This is a genomic window from Streptomyces pluripotens (genome assembly GCF_000802245.2).
Classification (GTDB): Bacteria; Actinomycetota; Actinomycetes; order Streptomycetales; family Streptomycetaceae; genus Streptomyces; species Streptomyces pluripotens.
Map to the genome: position 1 here is coordinate 5,484,684 of NZ_CP021080.1, position 17,195 is coordinate 5,501,878.

Consider the following 17,195-nt stretch of genomic DNA (forward strand, 5'->3'; position numbering starts at 1 on the left):
CGGGCAGGCGCTCGGAGTGAATCAGGGGAGCGGACGGGGGCGCGTTTGCCGCACGATCTGTCCTGCCGATCATCCCGCGCCTACCGTCGGGGGAGAGGCACGCGGTACGGGCGGGGAGGTACGACCATGGCGGGACGGGGCCCGCGTACCGGAGACCGGTGCGGGGCGGCGGACGGCACGTCGGGAACGCCGGACGGTACCCGGCCGGAACACGGCAACCACAGGGACGACGACGTCCGGCAGGGCCAGTGCGCCGACGGCTCGGACCACGTCACCACCCGCCCCGACCCCGACCTCGTCCAGATCCGCGACCTCGCCGGCCGCCCGCGCGGCGTCGGCTTCCTGGCCGATCACCACGGCACCCTCCTCACCAGTCACGAGGCGGTCGACGGCCTACCCCGGCTGACGCTGCACGCCTCGGGGGGCAGTACGTGCCTGGTCGACGCCCACGCCGTCACCCCGCTGCCCGCCCTGGACCTGGCCCTGGTCCGCACCGAGGGCTTGGACGCCGACCCGCTGCCACTGACCGTCCGGGAACGGATCGACGCCGGTGCCTACGTACGGATCGCCGCGGGCTGCTGGCGCGAGGCTCGGGTGCTCGCCGCCACTCAGGTGACGTATACCGCCTCGGACCGCCTCCACCTCCTTGAGGGCGTCCTGGAACTGGCGATCGGTACGGCGGGCCGGGACGCGCTCCGGCCTGGCGGAGGGGCAACCGGGGGGCCGGTGCTCGACGCCCGCACCGGCGTCGTCCTCGGTGTCCTCGGTACCGCCTTGCACACCGCTCAGCGTGGCGCGGGCTTCGCGGTCCCCCTACGGCCCGCCGATGGGCCCCTGGGCAACCTGCTCGCCCGCAATGCGGCCACTGTGCCCGCATACGGCGCCGACCTCAACCTGGCCGGTGTACTCGAACTGACCGCCACCTCAGTGGGCCAGGACGGCCCGCACGGCGCTCTGGCCGGCACCGTCGACCCGGTCGAACGAGCCGGTGCCGCACGGGAGCTGGCCGTCTTCACCGACGGCGACCGGGCCGTGCTCGGGCTCGTCGGCGCCCCGGGCAGCGGTCGTACCACGGAGCTCGCGGCTCTCGCCGCCCGCCGGGGCCGGGGCGAGCGCCCCGCGCCCACGTTGTGGCTGCGGGGCGCCGACCTCCAGGACGCGGACGACTCCGTGGCCGACGCCGCCCGCCGCACGCTGCGGCGGGCGGCCCGGATCGTCGCCGCCGCGGCCGCCGTCCGGCCGGGAGACCTGGGGGACCTCGCCCCGGAACGTCTGGCCCGCCTCGCCGCCCGGGCCGGCCGCCCGCTGCTGCTTCTCCTTGACGGTCCCGAGGAGATGCCCCCGGTCCTCGCCCACCGGCTGCCCGAGTGGACCGAGGGAACAGCCGACTGGCTGCGGCAGAACGGGGTACGGCTGGTGGTGGCCTGCCGGGAAGAGTACTGGGAGGGAGCCGGTTCCCGGTTTCCCGCCGAGCTGCTGCACACCCCTGCAGGGCCCGCGGACCCGATCCACTCGCGGGCCGGCTGCCCCGGCGCGCTTCCTCCCGCGGTCGGTCACTCCAGCTCGTTCCCGCCGTCCCCGGTCGGCCCTGCCAACTCCCTTCCCTTCCCGACCGACGGCGCACGATCCCTCTACTCCCCGACCGACCGCGCGGACCCGTTCCCCCCGTGCGTGCGGCTCGCCGACCTCACCGCCGAGGAGGCCCAGCGGGCCGGCGCCCGCTACGGCATTCCCGACGGCGCCCTCACCGACGCGGACGCCCGGCACCCGCTCACCCTCCGCTTGCTGTCCGAGGTCCGTGCCGCGGGCCCGGACACCGGGGCCGGACCGGCTGGCGTCCGGGCCACCGGGCCGGTCGACCGGCACGATGTGTTCTCCGCCTACCTCGACCTGATGTGCTTGCGCATCGCGGTCCGCCTGGCCGCCGAGAGCGGCCTGCGCGGCACGGCCGTACGGCGGCTCGCGGCCCGGGTGGCGGGCCAGGTGCACGAGGCGGCCCGGCGCAGCCTCGGACCCGGCCAGGGGGAACTGGACCGGGAGTCGTTCGAGGCGGTGTTCCCCTGGGGACCAGCCCCGGCCCGGCTCGGCGGGGGGACCGGCTGGGCCTCTGCCGTGCTCGCCGAGGGTCTGCTCGTCCCGGCCGGTGGTGGCTACCGTTTCGGCCACGAGGAGCTGGCCGACTGGATCCAGGGCATGCACCTGGACCTGGACGAGGCCCTCCGCGCCCTGGCGTACCGCTCCCGCGACCAGCGTGCAGCCCTGCCGGTCCCCGTGCCCCACCACCGTGTCGGCCCGGTCGTCCAGGCCCTGCTCCTCCTGGCCCGCCAGCACGGCCACCGGCAACTAACGCTTCGCCTGAGGGAGCTGACGGACACCTTGGAGCGGGACCCGGGCTCCTGGTGGTCCGCCCGGCTACTCGCCCGGACCCTGTTGCAGACGCCGGACGCCACGCCGTACACCGAGGTGCTGCGACTGCTCGCCGACCGTGTCGTCGCCTGGCGCCGCGAACAGCGCCCCGTACCCGCCGAGTTCGCTCCGGCTTTCTGGACCGCCCTGCCGCTCAGCGACGCCGAGCGCCTCGACCTGCTGCGCCGGCTGGTACTAGCGGACCCGGCGCCGCCCGATCCCGGCGAGCGCTGTCTCGACGCGGTGGCCCGGTTGCTCGCCGTCCGGCCCGTGGCCGTACAACGCCTGCTGACGCACTGGTTCGACGACGAGCGACCGCTGCCCGCGACCCCGCACGCCACCGTGGCGACCGCCGCTCAGGCGTTGCTGCACACCCACCGGCACCGTGCCCTGGACGAGCTGACGGAGGTGCTGGTGGCGAGCGCGCACCGGCGCGCAGACGAATTGCTCGCGACCCTCGCCGAGGACGAACCGGCGGCCGTCTGCCGGGCCGTAGACCGCTGGGCGCACGACGAGCGGCCCGCTCGCCGGGTGGCCGCGGTGGCGTTCGGGCTGTGCGTCGCCCCGCGCGCCCGTTCCGAGGCGGACCGCGAGCTGTTGCGCCAAGCCGCGCTCGCCCTGCTCGCCCGCCCCATGGACCGCAGCCTGCACGGCGGCGCCCTCGCCCTCCTCGTCCGTGACCCGCACACCCGCGCCCGGTACTTGGCCGCGGGCCTGCGCCACTTCACCGACGCCGACCCCCAGTTCCCGCCAAGCGCCCTGGTGCCCGCCCTGACTACCCACCCCGAACCGGTGCTGGAGGCCTTCCGCGCCCGTCTGTGTGACCCAGAAGGCGTGGGCACGGGCCTGGGGGAGACCCTGCGTACGCTCGCCGACGCCGCCACCCCGGCCCTCGCCCGTCGTATCGCCGCCCTCATCCGGGAGACGGTGCGGCTACGCCCGGAGACAGCCGGGCAGGTCGCCACCCACGTCGACCGCCGCCTGGAACAGGGTCCGCTCGCCCGCCCCGTGTTGCTGCCTCTCGTCGGTGAACTCCTCGAAGGGGGAACCGAACCGGTCCGAGCGGCCCTCGCCGGCGTCCTCACCGCCGTCGGAACCACTGTCTCCCGTCCGCTGCGCCGCGAACTCCTGGAGTACGTGTTTGCCCACGAGCAGGAGCCGTCCGTACTGGACGCTGTGCTCCACGCGGCGGCCGAGCAGGCGAGCGGCCGGGAGGCAGAGGTCCGCGGACTCGTCCACCGCACCGGCGTGCTCCTGGTCCGCACTCCAGAGGGCGCCGCAGTCTTCGACCGTGGCCTGGTCGACCTGGGCCGGCATGTGCCAGGTTTCGCCGCGCTCGTGACCCGCTGGCTGGCCGACACCCCGGGGGACTGGGCCGTCGTGGTGGGTCCCAGCACCCGTCGCACGCTCGAAAACCTCGTAGGCGTGCGGGTTCCGGCCTGAGCAGCGGTCCCGTGAGCCGCGCCCGGGCGCCGTGTTCAAAAGCCGTGTCCGCCCACGGGCCTTGCGCGCGGGACTGCGGACGTGCGCCCCGTCACAGCGCCCATGCCGATGCCGGGCCGGGGCCCCTGGCATGGCACCCTTAGACCTGAACAAGAGGTCAAGGTAGACACGGACACGGGTTCGAGGAGCGGTCACAGTGCAGCGCTGGCGTGGCTTGGAGGACATCCCCCAGGACTGGGGGCGCAGCGTCGTCACCATCGGTTCCTACGACGGCGTCCACCGCGGTCACCAGCTGATCATCAAGCACGCCGTCGACCGCGCACGTGAGCTGGACGTACCTGCCGTGGTGGTCACCTTCGACCCGCACCCCAGCGAGGTCGTCCGTCCCGGCAGCCACCCCCCGCTGCTGGCCGCGCACCACCGCCGCGCCGAGCTGATGGCCGGCCTGGGCGTCGACGCGGTGCTCATCCTGCCTTTCACCAGCGAGTTCTCGAAGCTCTCACCCGCTGACTTCGTCGTGAAGGTCCTGGTGGACAAGCTGCACGCCAAGGCGGTCGTGGAAGGCCCGAACTTCCGTTTCGGTCACAAGGCGGCCGGCGATGTCGCATTCCTCGGTGAGCAGGGCAAGATCTACGACTTCGAGGTCGAGGTCGTCGACCTGTATGTCACCGGTGCGGCTGGGGGCGGCAAGCCGTTCTCCTCGACCCTGACCCGCCGGCTGGTCGCCGAGGGCGACGTCGAGGGGGCCCGCGAGATCCTGGGACGCCCCCATCGGGTGGAGGGCGTCGTCGTCCGAGGTGCCCAGCGCGGGCGCGAGCTGGGCTTCCCGACGGCCAACGTCGAGACGCTGCCCCACACGGCGATCCCCGCCGACGGCGTGTATGCCGGCTATCTGCACGTCCAAGGCGAGGCCATGCCGGCCGCGATCTCCGTCGGCACGAACCCGCAGTTCGACGGCACCGAGCGCACCGTGGAGGCGTATGCGATCGACCGCGTCGGTCTCGAGCTGTACGGCCTGCACGTCGCCGTCGACTTCCTCTCGTACGTGCGCGGCCAGGCGAAGTTCGAGTCCCTGGAGGCCCTGCTGGAGCAGATGGCCGTGGACGTGAAGCGCTGCCGCGAGATCGTGGCGGCGGAGGCGTAGCTCTTCCCCGCGCCGAGAAAGGGCGGTCGGTGCCCTGTGCACCGGCCGCCCTTTGTTGCGCCGCGCTGCCGCCTTACTGCTGCTGGGGCGGGGCCTGTGGCGGCTGCTGCCGCTGTGGTGGTTGGGCGTGCGGAGGCTGCCCCGGCGGCTGGGACTGAGGCCGACCGGCCTGCGGGTAGCCGGGCTGTGGCGCGTACGGTTGTCCCGAGGCGGCCTGGGGGTAGGGCGGGCCCGGGACCTGCGGATACGGCTGCCCCTGCTGAGGCGGCTGCGGCTGCTGGTTCTGCGGGTGCGGCTGACCGTACACGGGTTGGTTCTGTGGGTATGGCGGACCGTACACGGGTTGGTTCTGTGGGTGCAGCTGGCCGGGCACGGGTTGATCCGGGACGGGCTGACCCGGCATCGGCGGGGCAGCCACCGGTGGCGGGTTGCCGTCGCTGGTCCACAGACCGTGCGCCTGCTGATGGCGGGTGAAGTCCTCCGCGACCATCGCGGCGAGGTTGAAGTAGGCCTCGCGCGTCTTCGGTCGCATCATGTCGAGGTTCACCTCGGCACCGGCGGCCAGGTGTTCGTCGAAGGGCACGACCACCACGCCGCGGGTCCGTGTCTCGAAGTGCGCCACGATGTCCTCGACCTTGATCATCTTGCCGGTCTCACGGACTCCCGAGATCACGGTGAGGGACCTGGAGACCAGATCCGAGTAGCCGTGCGCGGAGAGCCAGTCCAGTGTCGTACTGGCGCTGCTCGCCCCGTCGACGGACGGCGTGGAAATGATGATGAGCTGGTCGGCGAGGTCCAGCACGCCGCGCATCGCGCTGTACAGCAGACCCGTGCCCGAGTCGGTCAGGATGATCGGGTACTGGCGGCCGAGCACGTCGATCGCGCGCCGGTAGTCCTCGTCGTTGAACGCGGTGGACACGGCCGGGTCCACGTCGTTGGCGATGATCTCCAGGCCGGAGGACGCCTGGGAGGTGAACCGGCGAATGTCCATGTAGGAGTTCAGGTACGGGATCGCCTGGACGAGGTCGCGAATGGTGGCCCCGGTTTCGCGGCGCACGCGCCGCCCGAGCGTACCGGCGTCCGGGTTGGCGTCGATGGCGAGGATCTTGTCCTGTCGTTCGGTGGCGAGAGTGGAACCGAGAGCGGTGGTCGTGGTCGTCTTGCCGACGCCGCCCTTGAGGCTGATGACCGCGATCCGGTAGCAGGACAGCACCGGAGTGCGGATCAGCTCCAGCTTGCGCTGCCGCTCGGCCTCCTCCTTCCGGCCGCCCAGTTTGAACCGGGAGGCCGCCGCTGCGGGCCGGCCGCTCTTGGCCTTCTGCTTCTTGTTGTTGAGCAGCCGGTCCGAGGACAGCTCCACGGCAGCGGTGTAACCCAACGGGGCGGCACCGAGGTTGGTCGGCTGCCGCTGGTCGTGCTGAACGGGCTGTGGCCATCCGGTGCCGGAACGGGGGTCGACCGGGGCGTGCGGAGGTTGGACCTGGCCCTGGGACGGGACCTCGGGTGCTTGCGTGACCGGCGGGTGCTGTGTGACCTGCGGAGACGGGGGAAACCCGTAACCGCTGCGCTGGATCGCGGGGTTGGGGATACCGGCCTGCGCCGGGTTGCCTGACGAGGGAAACCCGTAACCGCCGGGCTGAGCGTGGTCGGCCGGATGTGGATGCGGTCCGGCCTGTGCGGGCATCGGCGGTGTGGGCACGCCGGGTTGGCCGGGCTGGTTCCAGGTCGCGGGAGCGGCCTGCGGTGCCCGCGGCTGGAACGGCTGTTGCTGGCCGGGTGTACCGACCTGGTCCTGCCCGGTCATCGGCTGCTGGCCGGGCTGCCGAGGGGCGGGCTGTGTGGGCCACTGTGCTGCTGCCGTCGGGGCGGCGGGTTGGTACGCGGGCGGCAGTGGAGGCATCCCGTCCTGCATCACCGGCGGAGGGGTCCAGGCAGGCTGGGAGTCCTGGGGAGCTGGGGGAACGGGTGGTGCGGTGTTCTGCGGGGTAGCTTCGCGTGGTGTGCCGTCCTGCGGCGCGATGGTCCGCGGGACGTCATGAGATTGGGGGCCGGTCCGCACGGTGTCGTTCTGCGCTGCACTGGGTTGAGACGAGCCGTCCTGCGCCGTGGTGCTCTGCACTACGGCTTCCGTTGGCACTGCGCCCGTGAAGGGCGGAGTCCCCGTATTCCCGTCCTCGGCGGAGGTTTCCCGCGCGTCGGCTGTCTCTGCGGACTCGGGCACGGGGCTGCCGTGCGCCCGTGCACCACTCCGCTCCTCGCCCGGCCCTCCGGCTTCAGGTTCGTCGGTCTTGGCAACGGGGCCTGCCAGCGGGCCCTCCTGACCGAAGGCCTCGTCCTCGCCCTTCTCGACGTTGTCCTCGGTGGAGCCGGCATTCCCGGTGAAGTCGTCCGGTGCCGCAGCGGCCCCGGCCGTGGTCGCGGAGTCGCCGTCCTGCCTCGCGCCGGCGCCCTCAGTACCTTCGGTGGCGTTGACACCTGAGACCGGGGCTTCCTCGACGGCCGGACCTGAACCCTCCGCGGAACCTCCAGTACCGGATTCGCCGGGCTTCTCCACGTCGGCCGCGTGTTCGGCGATCTGGGCCATCTCGCGCTTGAGAGCGACGGCGGAGAACCGCATGGTTTCCCCGCTCTCCAGGTCGCCGTTGCTCGTTTCCGGCTCAACCGCAGCAAAGGCACCCTCATCTTCGGGCTGCACTGGCTGCACCTGTGGGCCCTGTAGGCGTTGCGGCTGCTGCAGTTCGAAACCCTCGGGCAGCTTGGGCATCGGTACGGGGCTTCCGGCCGGCGGCGCAGGCTGCCCGGACGGGACGGGCGCCGTCTCTGCCGACGCGGTCGTGGGCAGAGACGGAGGCACGAACGGGGTGCCACTCTGCGGCGGAGCGAACGGAGTCCCCCGTGATGGCGTGAACGGCGTCCCCTTGGGTGGGGTGCCCGACGGCTGGACGGTGGGCGGCGGGGGCGACCAGGGAACCGGCCCGCTCGATGGGTACGCCGGAACCCCGGAAGGCGGTGAAGCATCCGGATCGCCGGGCGCGCCGACGTCGTTCGGCTCGGCGAAACCGCCGTCCACGCTCCCTGAGCCGGTCTCCGCACCGGCTGAGCCCGAGCCCCTGGACGCGTTCTGCGTGTACCAGGCCGGGGGCGCGTAGTCGATGGTGAACTCGCCCGTGGTCTCGACGGCCTCCGCGTCGGGCTGGTCATCGCCCGGTGGGGCCCAGCCCCCGCGCATCCCGTCCCGATCGCTGCTCACAGTTCCTCCTGGTGTGGTCGAACACCCTCATACCGTGCCGGGGCGACCATGTCGTGTCGTTCCTAGTCGTCCGTGGTCGTTCGGGGCAGCCCGGTCCACTGGCTCTCCCCCTGGGACATCGACGTTCGGTCCACGGGTCCTGCCATCGCGCCCGGCTCCCAGCCTAATCACCACCAGCCACACCTCGGCAGGCCCGCCCACTTCTCAGTAAGCACCATCAGGTCACGGCACGCCCGGCATCGCCCGTCGCGGCCTGCGTCTCGGAGGCGGAACCAGGCAGCAAACGGCGAACATGAGACGAACCGGCAACGCATGAGTCGGGGATGACGATGTGAACGAAAGTGATGGAAGTGGTCCGTTCAGTCCATCCGGCGGGGCGTACCCAACAATCCGGTCTCGGCATCGGTCGGTTGCGTCAGCACGTACTGCCGGTCGTGGTCGGTGCACCACAGCGTGACGCCATCGGGCAGTGCCGGCAGCGACTCCACCTCGGTCCGTGACAACCCCATGGCACGGCCCAGTTCGGTGGCTTCGTCTGGCGAGACCCGCTGGATGCCGGCCAGCCGAGCCTGCCGCAGCAAACGGGGCGCCACCGGGCTGAGATACGGCAGCAGCGTCAACACCGACTGCCAGGGCCCGGACACCACCCGTCCGCGTGGCGGTCGCATACCGCAGTCCCGCACCACCAACGCGGGCGTACCTGCGGAGGCACCCTGGGGCGGCACCCGCCCGACCTCGTACACGGACAGGCCGTTCTGCCCGCCGCCCATGGCGTGCACCATCTGCATCCAAGCCTGCGGTCGACCGGTCTCCACCGCGACCCGGGCACCTGTAGCCGCCGAACGCAGCGCCAGTACCTGCGCGGTCCACATACCGCCGATCAGTACGACGTCGTATGGGGTGGGCCGGTTGATGCCCAGCACGGCCGGCTGCCCCTCCGCGTCTACCCCGGCCACCACACCGTCGTCGCCGATGGGCAGAGCGAGTGTGTCCAATTGCTGCGCGGGCAGTGCGTGCCGGCCATGCCGGGGCCCTAGGAGGCCCAAGCCGTGCTGCAGCCGCTCACCCATCCGTCGAAGCCCGGATGGCTCGGGCGCTCCGTGCGCGACCGCGTCCGGAGGCACGGGCAGGGTGGGAACCGCCGTCACCGCGCACCTCCGAGGGGCAGTGTGGCCAGCACGCCGGGCAGCTGCTCACGGTCGAGCCGGGCGAGACCGGCACCGGCCTGCCGAGCCGCTTCCTCCAACGCCTGCCGCGCCGCCACCAGTTCGTCGTCGCTGCGCCCCGTCACTCGCAGATGTCCGCAGAGCACGAACTCCTGCCGCTCCCCCTGCGCGAGTGTGAGGCTGAAGGTGGTGGCCAGGGCCGGTATCGCCGTGACGTGGGCCACGAACTGGGGCAGCGACTCACCCCCGCCGCCACCCAGTTGGGGCCAGCGTCTGATCCAGTACGTCGTGTGCCGCCGGTTGTCGCAGCGCCAACTGCGGCCGGACTCCTCTGTTCGCCGCTCCCTGGTCTCGCTGCGTCCCGCCTCAGCAGTGACCAGCGGGTTGGCGCAGGCCGAGGTGGCGAGCGCGGCGACCAACTCCTCCTCGTCGAGCACGCGTGCCCGGAATCCGGCTCCGCTCAGCCGGCTCGCCAGATGGTCCGCGGTCCGCACGACGCACTTCTGCGCACCGAGCAGTCCGCCCCCGCGCGCGGCCACGGCCTCCGCGCACAGCTCGGGGTCGAGCTTGAGGGCGACCCAGGTGATGCGTACCGCCGGGGCACCCGTCCGTTCCTGCAAGGGGGCGTAGTTGGCGACGGCCACGGATTGCTGGGGCAGATGTAGTGCGGGTGCGGGCTGCGTGTGCAGCACCACCTGGGCCGACTCCAATCGGATCCCGTCCACCTCAAGCGCGTCCCTCACCACCCCCAGAGGCAGTGGCTGTCTGCTTCGCTCGGCCCGCAGCGCGGTTGCGTCGGCCTCCACCTGGAGCACGGCGGTGACGAAGGTACCGTCCCCGACGATCCCGACCGGACGCCGGTCACGCGGACCGTAGGAGGAAGTGCGCAAGGCCGGCTCGCACTCCACGGCCGGGACCAGCCCGGGCTCCGTGCCCGGGGGGATCAGCAGGTGAGCCGCCCGCTTCTGCCGGGCCCGCAACTGCCGTGCGGTGCCCACCCACTCCGGCAGGGTGCGCCCCCGCCGCCGAACGCAGGCCAGCAACACCAGTACCAGCGCGACGGCCGTGGCAGGGACGAGCAGGACCGTCCCGGCCACCCAGCCGATGACGAGTACGGCTGTCGCCAGTTCCAGCAGCACGAGCCGTTGCAAACGAAACGGACCGGCCAGTCCCTGCCGGGGTCTGAGGAGGAGCATGACCGGCTGGGGCGCCGTGCCACGCCGAGCGAACGCCTCGCCTGGCGCCGACTCCGACCCGGCCGCGCGACCTCGTGTCGCCGACCGGTCGCGGTCTCGCGCCCGCGTTCCGGAAGCCATCACTCCATCCCCCCGTTTGCATACAACTCACTGGAACCAGGCCACTGAACAAGGCCCTTGAGGGCCCAGGTACCCTACCCGCTCCACGAGACCCGCTCCGTACCAGGCATAGTAGGGGCCGGGTCCGACAACGGAGGGCGGGGGAGCGTGTTCCCCGCCGCGCTCCGGGTGAGACACGGGGAGAAACAGGCACAGATGGCATCTCGGCGGGACCAACTCAACGCCTACACCTTCGCGAAGCGCCGCATGCTCGCGTCGTTCGTGCAGTCGTCACCGGATGCCTCGGACGAGGGGGCGCCTCGGCCGCTGCGAGCCCTCCTACCCGGTGCGATCGTCGGTGTGGTCGTCCTCGCGGCTTTCGGCGCCTGGGGCATGTTCAAGCCCACGGCCCCACAGGGCTGGGACGCTCCCGGGCAGAAGGTGATCATCGCCAGCAAGTCCACCACGCGGTATGTCGTATTGACGACGGACCATAAGGCTCAGCTCCACCCGGTTCTCAACATGGCGTCTGCCGAACTCGTCCTTGATACCCAGAGCGGCGTGGACGTCGTCACCGTTGACGAGTCGATCCTCGACAGCGGCAAGGTCCCACACGGTGTCACCATCGGCATCCCCTACGCCCCCGACCGGCTGCCCTCCGGTGAGGAGGCCGGCCGGGCCAAGCAGTGGGCGGTCTGCGAACGCCCCAGCGGCAGCGGCAGTTCCATCCAGAAGGCCGCGTTCGTGCTGGCCAAGCGCGACCAGGGCAAGGTCAAGGGTGCCGAGGAAGACCTGCATGCCGGTGAACTCCTCTACGTCGCCACGCCGGACCAGAAGCAGTACGTTGTCGACGCACATGGTCGGGCGTACCAAGTGGCCGCGGACGACACCCTTCTGTTGCAGACCCTCGTAGGCGCGGACCGCGAACCCCAGCACGTGACCAAGGGGTGGATCGCGACCCTGCATTCCGGCGACCCGATCAGCTTTCCGCCGATCACCGGTACCCCAGGGGCCGCCGCGAACGCCCCGGGCCAGCTGGCTGCGCAGGACAACCGGGTCGGCATGGTCCTCAGGGCACCGGTCAACGGTAAGGAGCAGTACTTCGTGGTGCTGCCTGGCAGAGTCGCCCCCGTCTCCGACTTCGTCGCCCAGTTGCTCCTGGCCAGCAAGGACCTGGTGAGCCTCGGGCAGGCTGGGCACCCTCAGGAGGTCAGCGCGGGTGCCATTTCCCGGGGCAGGCCGTTTGCTGCCGAGCACACCTGGCCGACCGAGAAGCCCAGCGCGGTCAATGTGCCCTCAGCCGGCGGAGGCAGCCGCAACACCATCTGCAACGTCCTGCTCCATGTGGACCCCGGCAACGGTGCCACCACCCTGCGCACCTGGGCCGGTGCCGACTTCCCGGCGTCCCTGCCCGCCGGCTCCTCAAGTGCCTACGTCACCGCAGGCTCCGGCCAGCTCTACCGCCAGTTCCAGGGCAAGGAGACCAAGGCCGGCCCCGTCTTCCTGGTGACCGACACCGGACTGCGCTACGCCCTGCAGTCCAACGACGACAGTGCCACCGACGACAAGGGCATCGGTATCTCTCCCCAGCAGCGCAAACAGCTTCAGCAGGAGGCCAAGCTGGCGCAGACCCGCCTCGGCTACGCCAACGTCCACCCGGCACCCATCCCGGCGGCCTGGTCCGAGTTCCTGCCGACGGGGCCCCGCCTGTCCACCGCGGCCGCACGCCAGCCGCAGGGTTCATGAGGGGCGCACTCATGCATTCCGCGTTCCGCGCACGTACGGCGTTGCCGGTGACCACGGCCACCGTACTGCTCACCGTGCTGTGCCCGTCGACGGCCACCGCGGACTCCGCGTCCAGCCAGTGCACGTTCTCCAAGGAGAACCACAAGTACGTCGGCACGCCCTGGGCCCTGCAACGCGTCAACCTTGACGAGCTGTGGAGCCAGTCGAAGGGCAAGAACGTGAAGGTGGCGGTGATCGATACGGGTGTCGACACGACCAACCCGCAACTCACCGACGCCGTCGACGTGTCTCTGGGCACGAACCTCCTGCCCCGCAAGGACAGCAAGGGGCAGCCGGTGGAGGGTGCAAGATCCAAGGCCACGACGGACACGGTGGGCCACGGCACGCGCGTGGCGGGCATCATCGCAGCCCGCCCGATGAAGGGCACGGGCTTCGTCGGCTTGGCCCCCGAGGCCACCATCATCCCGATCAAGCAGAACGACGCGGAGGGCCACGGCACAGCGGCTACGCTGGCCGTGGCGATCCGGTACGCGATCCACGTCAAGGCCGATGTCATCAACATCTCCCAGGACACGGCGAACGCCGTGGTACCGGGCGATGACCTGCACCAGGCGGTCAACGAAGCCCTCGATGCCGGGATCGTCGTCGTCGCCTCGGCGGGCAACGATGGTTTGGGGGGCAACGACAAGAAGACGTACCCCGCTTCCTGGGCCGGAGTCCTCGCAGTAGCGGCCTCCGACCGCAACAACGAACGAGCGGCCTTCTCACAGTCGGGTGATTTCGTTGGTGTGGCCGCCCCGGGCGTCGACATGATCTCCACGGTGCCTAAGGGCGGCCACTGCTCCGACAACGGCACCAGCTTCTCGGCCCCCTACGTGGCCGGTGTGGCCGCACTCATCAAGGCCAAGCACCCGAAGTGGAAGGCCCGCGAGATCGTCGCCCAGATCGAACAGACCGCGGAACGCTCCATCGCCGGACACGACCGACTGGTCGGTTGGGGTGTGGTGGATCCGGTCCGCGCCCTCACGGAGGACGATCACCCGATCGAGGCTCCTCACTCCGATACGGACCTCACCCATGTGAAGGCTCCCACCCCTGCCGAACTCACCCTTGGCGAAACGCCCCAGGAACGCACGGCCCGTATCGCCACGTACATCGCCATCGGCGTGGCGGTACTGGTGGCAGGCCTGAGTGGAGGAGCGGTGGCTCTCCGAGACGCACGAAGAAGACGCCGGGGGCTGGAGAGGGGGATTCTCTGACACGAATCAGAGACAGCATGGAGAGCCCCCTAGCAAGGGCGCTGTTTTCTTAGTGCGGTGGTGTAGCCAGAAATGAGTCGCTTCATAGCGGATTCATTGGGGCGCCCCGAGTTTATGATGTTGATGTACGTACTGACCATTTCATCCTGAAAGGCCTTTAAGGTGCAGGGTGTGATTGAAATCGCGGCTCGGCCTACGTAGGCGATGGTGCCGCTATCATTGGACTTCACATGACCGATTCCATGGTCATATGACGCGATGTTCCAAGCTGTGCGACCTGCGTCGATATGTTCTCTTTCAACCGCGAGTACCACCAAGCCGTCAACTGTGACCGTGCAACTTGCACGGGAGGGACTCCCCGATTTTTCCTCTCCCGCCTTGATGCTCTTACCGGAGGCTGGTAGAAGAAGGGCCAGCGACTCGCTGGGGACTGCAATACCACACAGATCCTTAGGGGTCGCGAAATCGATCCTAGGGTCGCCCGATGAACAACTGGCCGACGTGATCAGGAGTGCAACGGCGAGCAGGGGAAATCTGAGAGTTGTAAGCTTCACTTCGTGCTACCCTCCGAGTTCCATTGCGCCCCGACTGAATGACTATTCCCTGCAGAGACGCGAGCCGCCCTGTGTAGGTCGCTGGCAGTGTCAAGGTCGATCCCAAGGTTCTTAGCCAAGGCATGATTGACGGCAATCCTGACTGAGTTGATGGCCGCATTGCGGCCGCGGGAGTACTCATTCCCTGCCTGTAGCTCTGCTTGGCTCGCGGTGTCGTGCTCAATGCTCTTTATTACGGATTCCTGGATGTCCTCCGATGTCCATTCGAGAGGCGCACCGGCGATGGGTGCTAGCTCGCCGATTCTTTCTAGACCCATACCCAGTAGACGGTTTACCCATTTCTGCTTGTCGGCTCCGGCTTCGTTGAACTCGGCATCCTTGGCGGAGTGATACTCGTAGACGGCGTTGGCTCGTGCATCGCTCATGATTCCTGCGATTGCCGCTCCTGGCGCCACCGCATTTCCTACACGTCCATCAAGCGACACATTCGATGTGCTGTGCCCATTGATGGTGTGGTCCACGACTTGGCTCGTATAGGCCTGCTGTGCACTGGTGATTGCTGAATATGCGTGGGGATCCTGTCCCACCGCGCCGAGGAAACGCTGGGCATTTCCGGAATCCAAGTCGGCTGCGGTACCAAAGGTAGGGAAGAGGTCGCTGTCGCCTTCCCTGTACATGGCGCGCTGGAAGTCGCCCATGTATTCCGCACTGATGTCTCCGAGGCTTTCACGCATGGCGTGCAGAGGCCCTGATTCCATGTCTTCCAGGTCGCCGTTCTCGTTTCTCTTGATGAGATGAGGATTTTGGCCAAATTTGTTGATGACGTCAGTCACCAGTTGTGCCTGTGCTTCGGAGTGCCTGACGGCGCTAGCAATGGCATGGCCGTCGCAAGGTCGTCCTGTAGTCGCCGCCTCCAGCGCATGACCGAAGGCTTTTGGTCCGAATTTCAAGGCCGTCTTGGTCTTGTCCTCGTCGGCGAGGATATTCGTGTCGTTCGTGTCGATCGTCCACTCGAAATCTTCGTCGGTGAACAGGTCGAGATACGAGCCGAAGCCCAACGTGCCGTCTTTCCTGACGGTGCCGTCCAGGCCGTATACGGTGGGAGGCGTGGTGAAGAACCTCTGGGCTGCATCCGGGCTGTGACCCAGAGCTTCTAGAACGCTGTTGAGGGGTTCGTTGCCCGAACCGAGTGCGCCGGACGGATTGAAACCGTAGGTGTCAGGGCTGCCGGCGGACTTGTTCGAGAGGAAGAAGTACGGATCCTCCTTGTGGAGTTGGGTGATGTGTTCCGCGATGGGGCAGAGGAACCGCGAGTCGTAGTTGCCGTAGCGCAGCAGACCACCGAGCACCTGGTAGCCGTACGGCGTGTTCCACTGGCGCTTCGCCCAGCCGATCCGCTGGGTACCGAGACGCCGGAACTCGTCGCCCCAGCGAGGGTCCAGGTGGTGTTTGTGGTCCGGATCGGTGGCGTTGGCGAGTGTGCACCCCATGAACTCCTGTAGATCCCGCACCTCGTCGAGTCGTGTTTCGGCCGTACCCGTACCGGTACCGTCGATCGACATCTCGGCGTAGAGCTGCAGCACCTCCCTCGGGCCTCCGAGTCCCCGACAGAACTCGGTGGCGAACTCGCCATCGGTTTCGGCAGAGTTGAAGCGGAGCAGCTGGTTGAGCTCATGCAATTCCGAGGAGGACAACCTGTCGCCCCTGCGGGCGAGCTCCACGGCGCGTTCGGCCTCGGCCTCGTTCAGAGACCTGTACGTGCGGTGGCCTGCGTTGTGCCGGTCGTTGCCGTGGCTCTTGGCTAGTGCCCGGGCGACCGAGGCGTCGACCTCGTCGGCGCGGGCGAGGATCCGGTTGATCCGTTCCTCCAAAGCACTTCTGTCGTCAAGCTGATCCTGGGTGCGTTCGTCGCTGTCGCCCCGCGCATGAGGAAAGAAGCAGCGGACTGCGCCCGAGCCGATGTCCTCGACACGGAGCCCCAGACGTGGGGCGTCGACCTCGACCACCGCTCTGATCTGCTGCTGTAACGCGACGAGTTCGGTGTGTCCGTCATCGAGCACCTGGCAGATGCTGGTCGCCTCGGCATGGAGATCCGAGACTTCCTTGGCCGTGTTCGCGACGAACTCCCGTGTCACCGTGGCATTCAAGCCTGTCCACCGAGCGGAATCCGACCTGGCCTGTATCCCCTCACGAGCGAACTCCGCCGACTTCTCCAAACCGTGTGCCGACTTCTTCCAGTCCGACACTGCGCTTGCGAGCGTGCTGAGGTCGACCTCGATGAAGTCGGTGAACGTGAGAGTCATCAGGGAAGCTCCTACTTGAAGTACTGGTTGAGCTTCGACACCGACACGCTTGGTCCGTCGTGGCTGCGGAGCACGGAACCGATCCTGGCGTCATCCTCCGAGTGGAGCTTCGCGGTGTATTCCAGGTGGTCGGAGATGTGGGCACACGCCTGCAGCACGGACTTCACCTGAGAGGTCCACATCTCGAGGGCGGTCTCCAGGGCGCCACCGGTCCGGAAGCCGTGCGACTTCAGGTCGACCACTGCCTGTGAGCTTGAGCCGGTCGCGTTCCCATCGGCCTCGACGGCGATGTCGGCCTGGCACTTCACCTCGTGGTAGAGGGTGTTGGCCTTGTGCCCGACTGCCCCCAGGTCGTCCTGGCGGACCACCAGGTCCCTGGCTCCCTCCCTGCCTAAGCCGCTGGCGTCCGCCGGTAACCCGTGGAGGCGCGCAGCGGTTGGCTGCCGCCCGGCAGCCCGGACCTTGAGCTGCTCCCACTCGTCCCATGCCATGGAAGGACACCTTCCCCATGCGGCTGTTCCGACGTTGGGTCAAGCTAGCAACCCTGACCGGGGAAAATCTGCGTCACGCCTGTCGACTACGCCTGACGCGTGTGAAGGTTCGGAGGAGGCCCCGATGGGCTGCCGCTC

The 17,195-nt window shown here is 69.2% G+C and carries 9 protein-coding genes; 4 read left to right on the top strand and 5 right to left on the bottom strand.

Going from position 1 to position 17,195, the window contains the following annotated elements; translation table 11 throughout:
• Window positions 1-126 precede the first annotated feature (126 nt).
• Window positions 127-3,849, top strand: a complete 3,723-nt coding sequence (locus LK06_RS33410) for a S1 family peptidase (RefSeq protein ID WP_234367494.1) — start codon at window positions 127-129, stop codon at window positions 3,847-3,849.
• A 196-nt stretch (window positions 3,850-4,045) separates the two neighbouring features.
• Window positions 4,046-4,993, top strand: a complete 948-nt coding sequence (locus LK06_RS24790; protein WP_039657033.1) for a bifunctional riboflavin kinase/FAD synthetase — start codon at window positions 4,046-4,048, stop codon at window positions 4,991-4,993.
• A 73-nt stretch (window positions 4,994-5,066) separates the two neighbouring features.
• Here LK06_RS24790 and LK06_RS24795 read toward each other — a convergent pair whose 3' ends face one another.
• The 3 genes from LK06_RS24795 to eccE all read right to left on the bottom strand — a co-directional run bounded on the left by LK06_RS24795 (window position 5,067) and on the right by eccE (window position 10,725).
• Window positions 5,067-8,243, bottom strand: a complete 3,177-nt coding sequence (locus LK06_RS24795; RefSeq protein ID WP_043433499.1) for an SCO5717 family growth-regulating ATPase — start codon at window positions 8,241-8,243, stop codon at window positions 5,067-5,069.
• 359 nt (window positions 8,244-8,602) lie between these two features.
• The gene (locus tag LK06_RS24800) at window positions 8,603-9,313 is read right to left on the bottom strand and encodes a hypothetical protein (RefSeq protein WP_234367630.1); all 711 of its coding nucleotides are present in this window, start codon (window positions 9,311-9,313) and stop codon (window positions 8,603-8,605) included.
• Between the two features lie 74 nt (window positions 9,314-9,387).
• A complete protein-coding gene (gene eccE, locus LK06_RS24805) occupies window positions 9,388-10,725 on the bottom strand; it encodes a type VII secretion protein EccE (protein WP_174673933.1) in 1,338 nt (445 codons plus the stop codon).
• A gap of 195 nt (window positions 10,726-10,920) precedes the next feature.
• Here eccE and eccB point away from each other — a divergent pair, with 195 nt between their 5' ends.
• Both eccB and mycP read left to right on the top strand, forming a co-directional pair.
• Window positions 10,921-12,450: a type VII secretion protein EccB gene (gene eccB, locus LK06_RS24810; protein ID WP_039657071.1), complete on the top strand. Its 1,530-nt coding sequence runs from the start codon at window positions 10,921-10,923 to the stop codon at window positions 12,448-12,450.
• Between the two features lie 11 nt (window positions 12,451-12,461).
• Window positions 12,462-13,709: a type VII secretion-associated serine protease mycosin gene (mycP, locus tag LK06_RS24815; protein WP_043433496.1), complete on the top strand. Its 1,248-nt coding sequence runs from the start codon at window positions 12,462-12,464 to the stop codon at window positions 13,707-13,709.
• Window positions 13,710-14,259: 550 nt separating this feature from the next.
• Here mycP and LK06_RS24820 read toward each other — a convergent pair.
• Together LK06_RS24820 and LK06_RS24825 are read right to left on the bottom strand one after the other, a co-directional pair.
• Window positions 14,260-16,566, bottom strand: a complete 2,307-nt coding sequence (locus tag LK06_RS24820; protein WP_043433494.1) for a DUF6571 family protein — start codon at window positions 16,564-16,566, stop codon at window positions 14,260-14,262.
• Between the two features lie 11 nt (window positions 16,567-16,577).
• Window positions 16,578-17,057, bottom strand: a complete 480-nt coding sequence (locus tag LK06_RS24825; RefSeq protein ID WP_043433492.1) for a hypothetical protein — start codon at window positions 17,055-17,057, stop codon at window positions 16,578-16,580.
• Window positions 17,058-17,195: the final 138 nt, after the last annotated feature.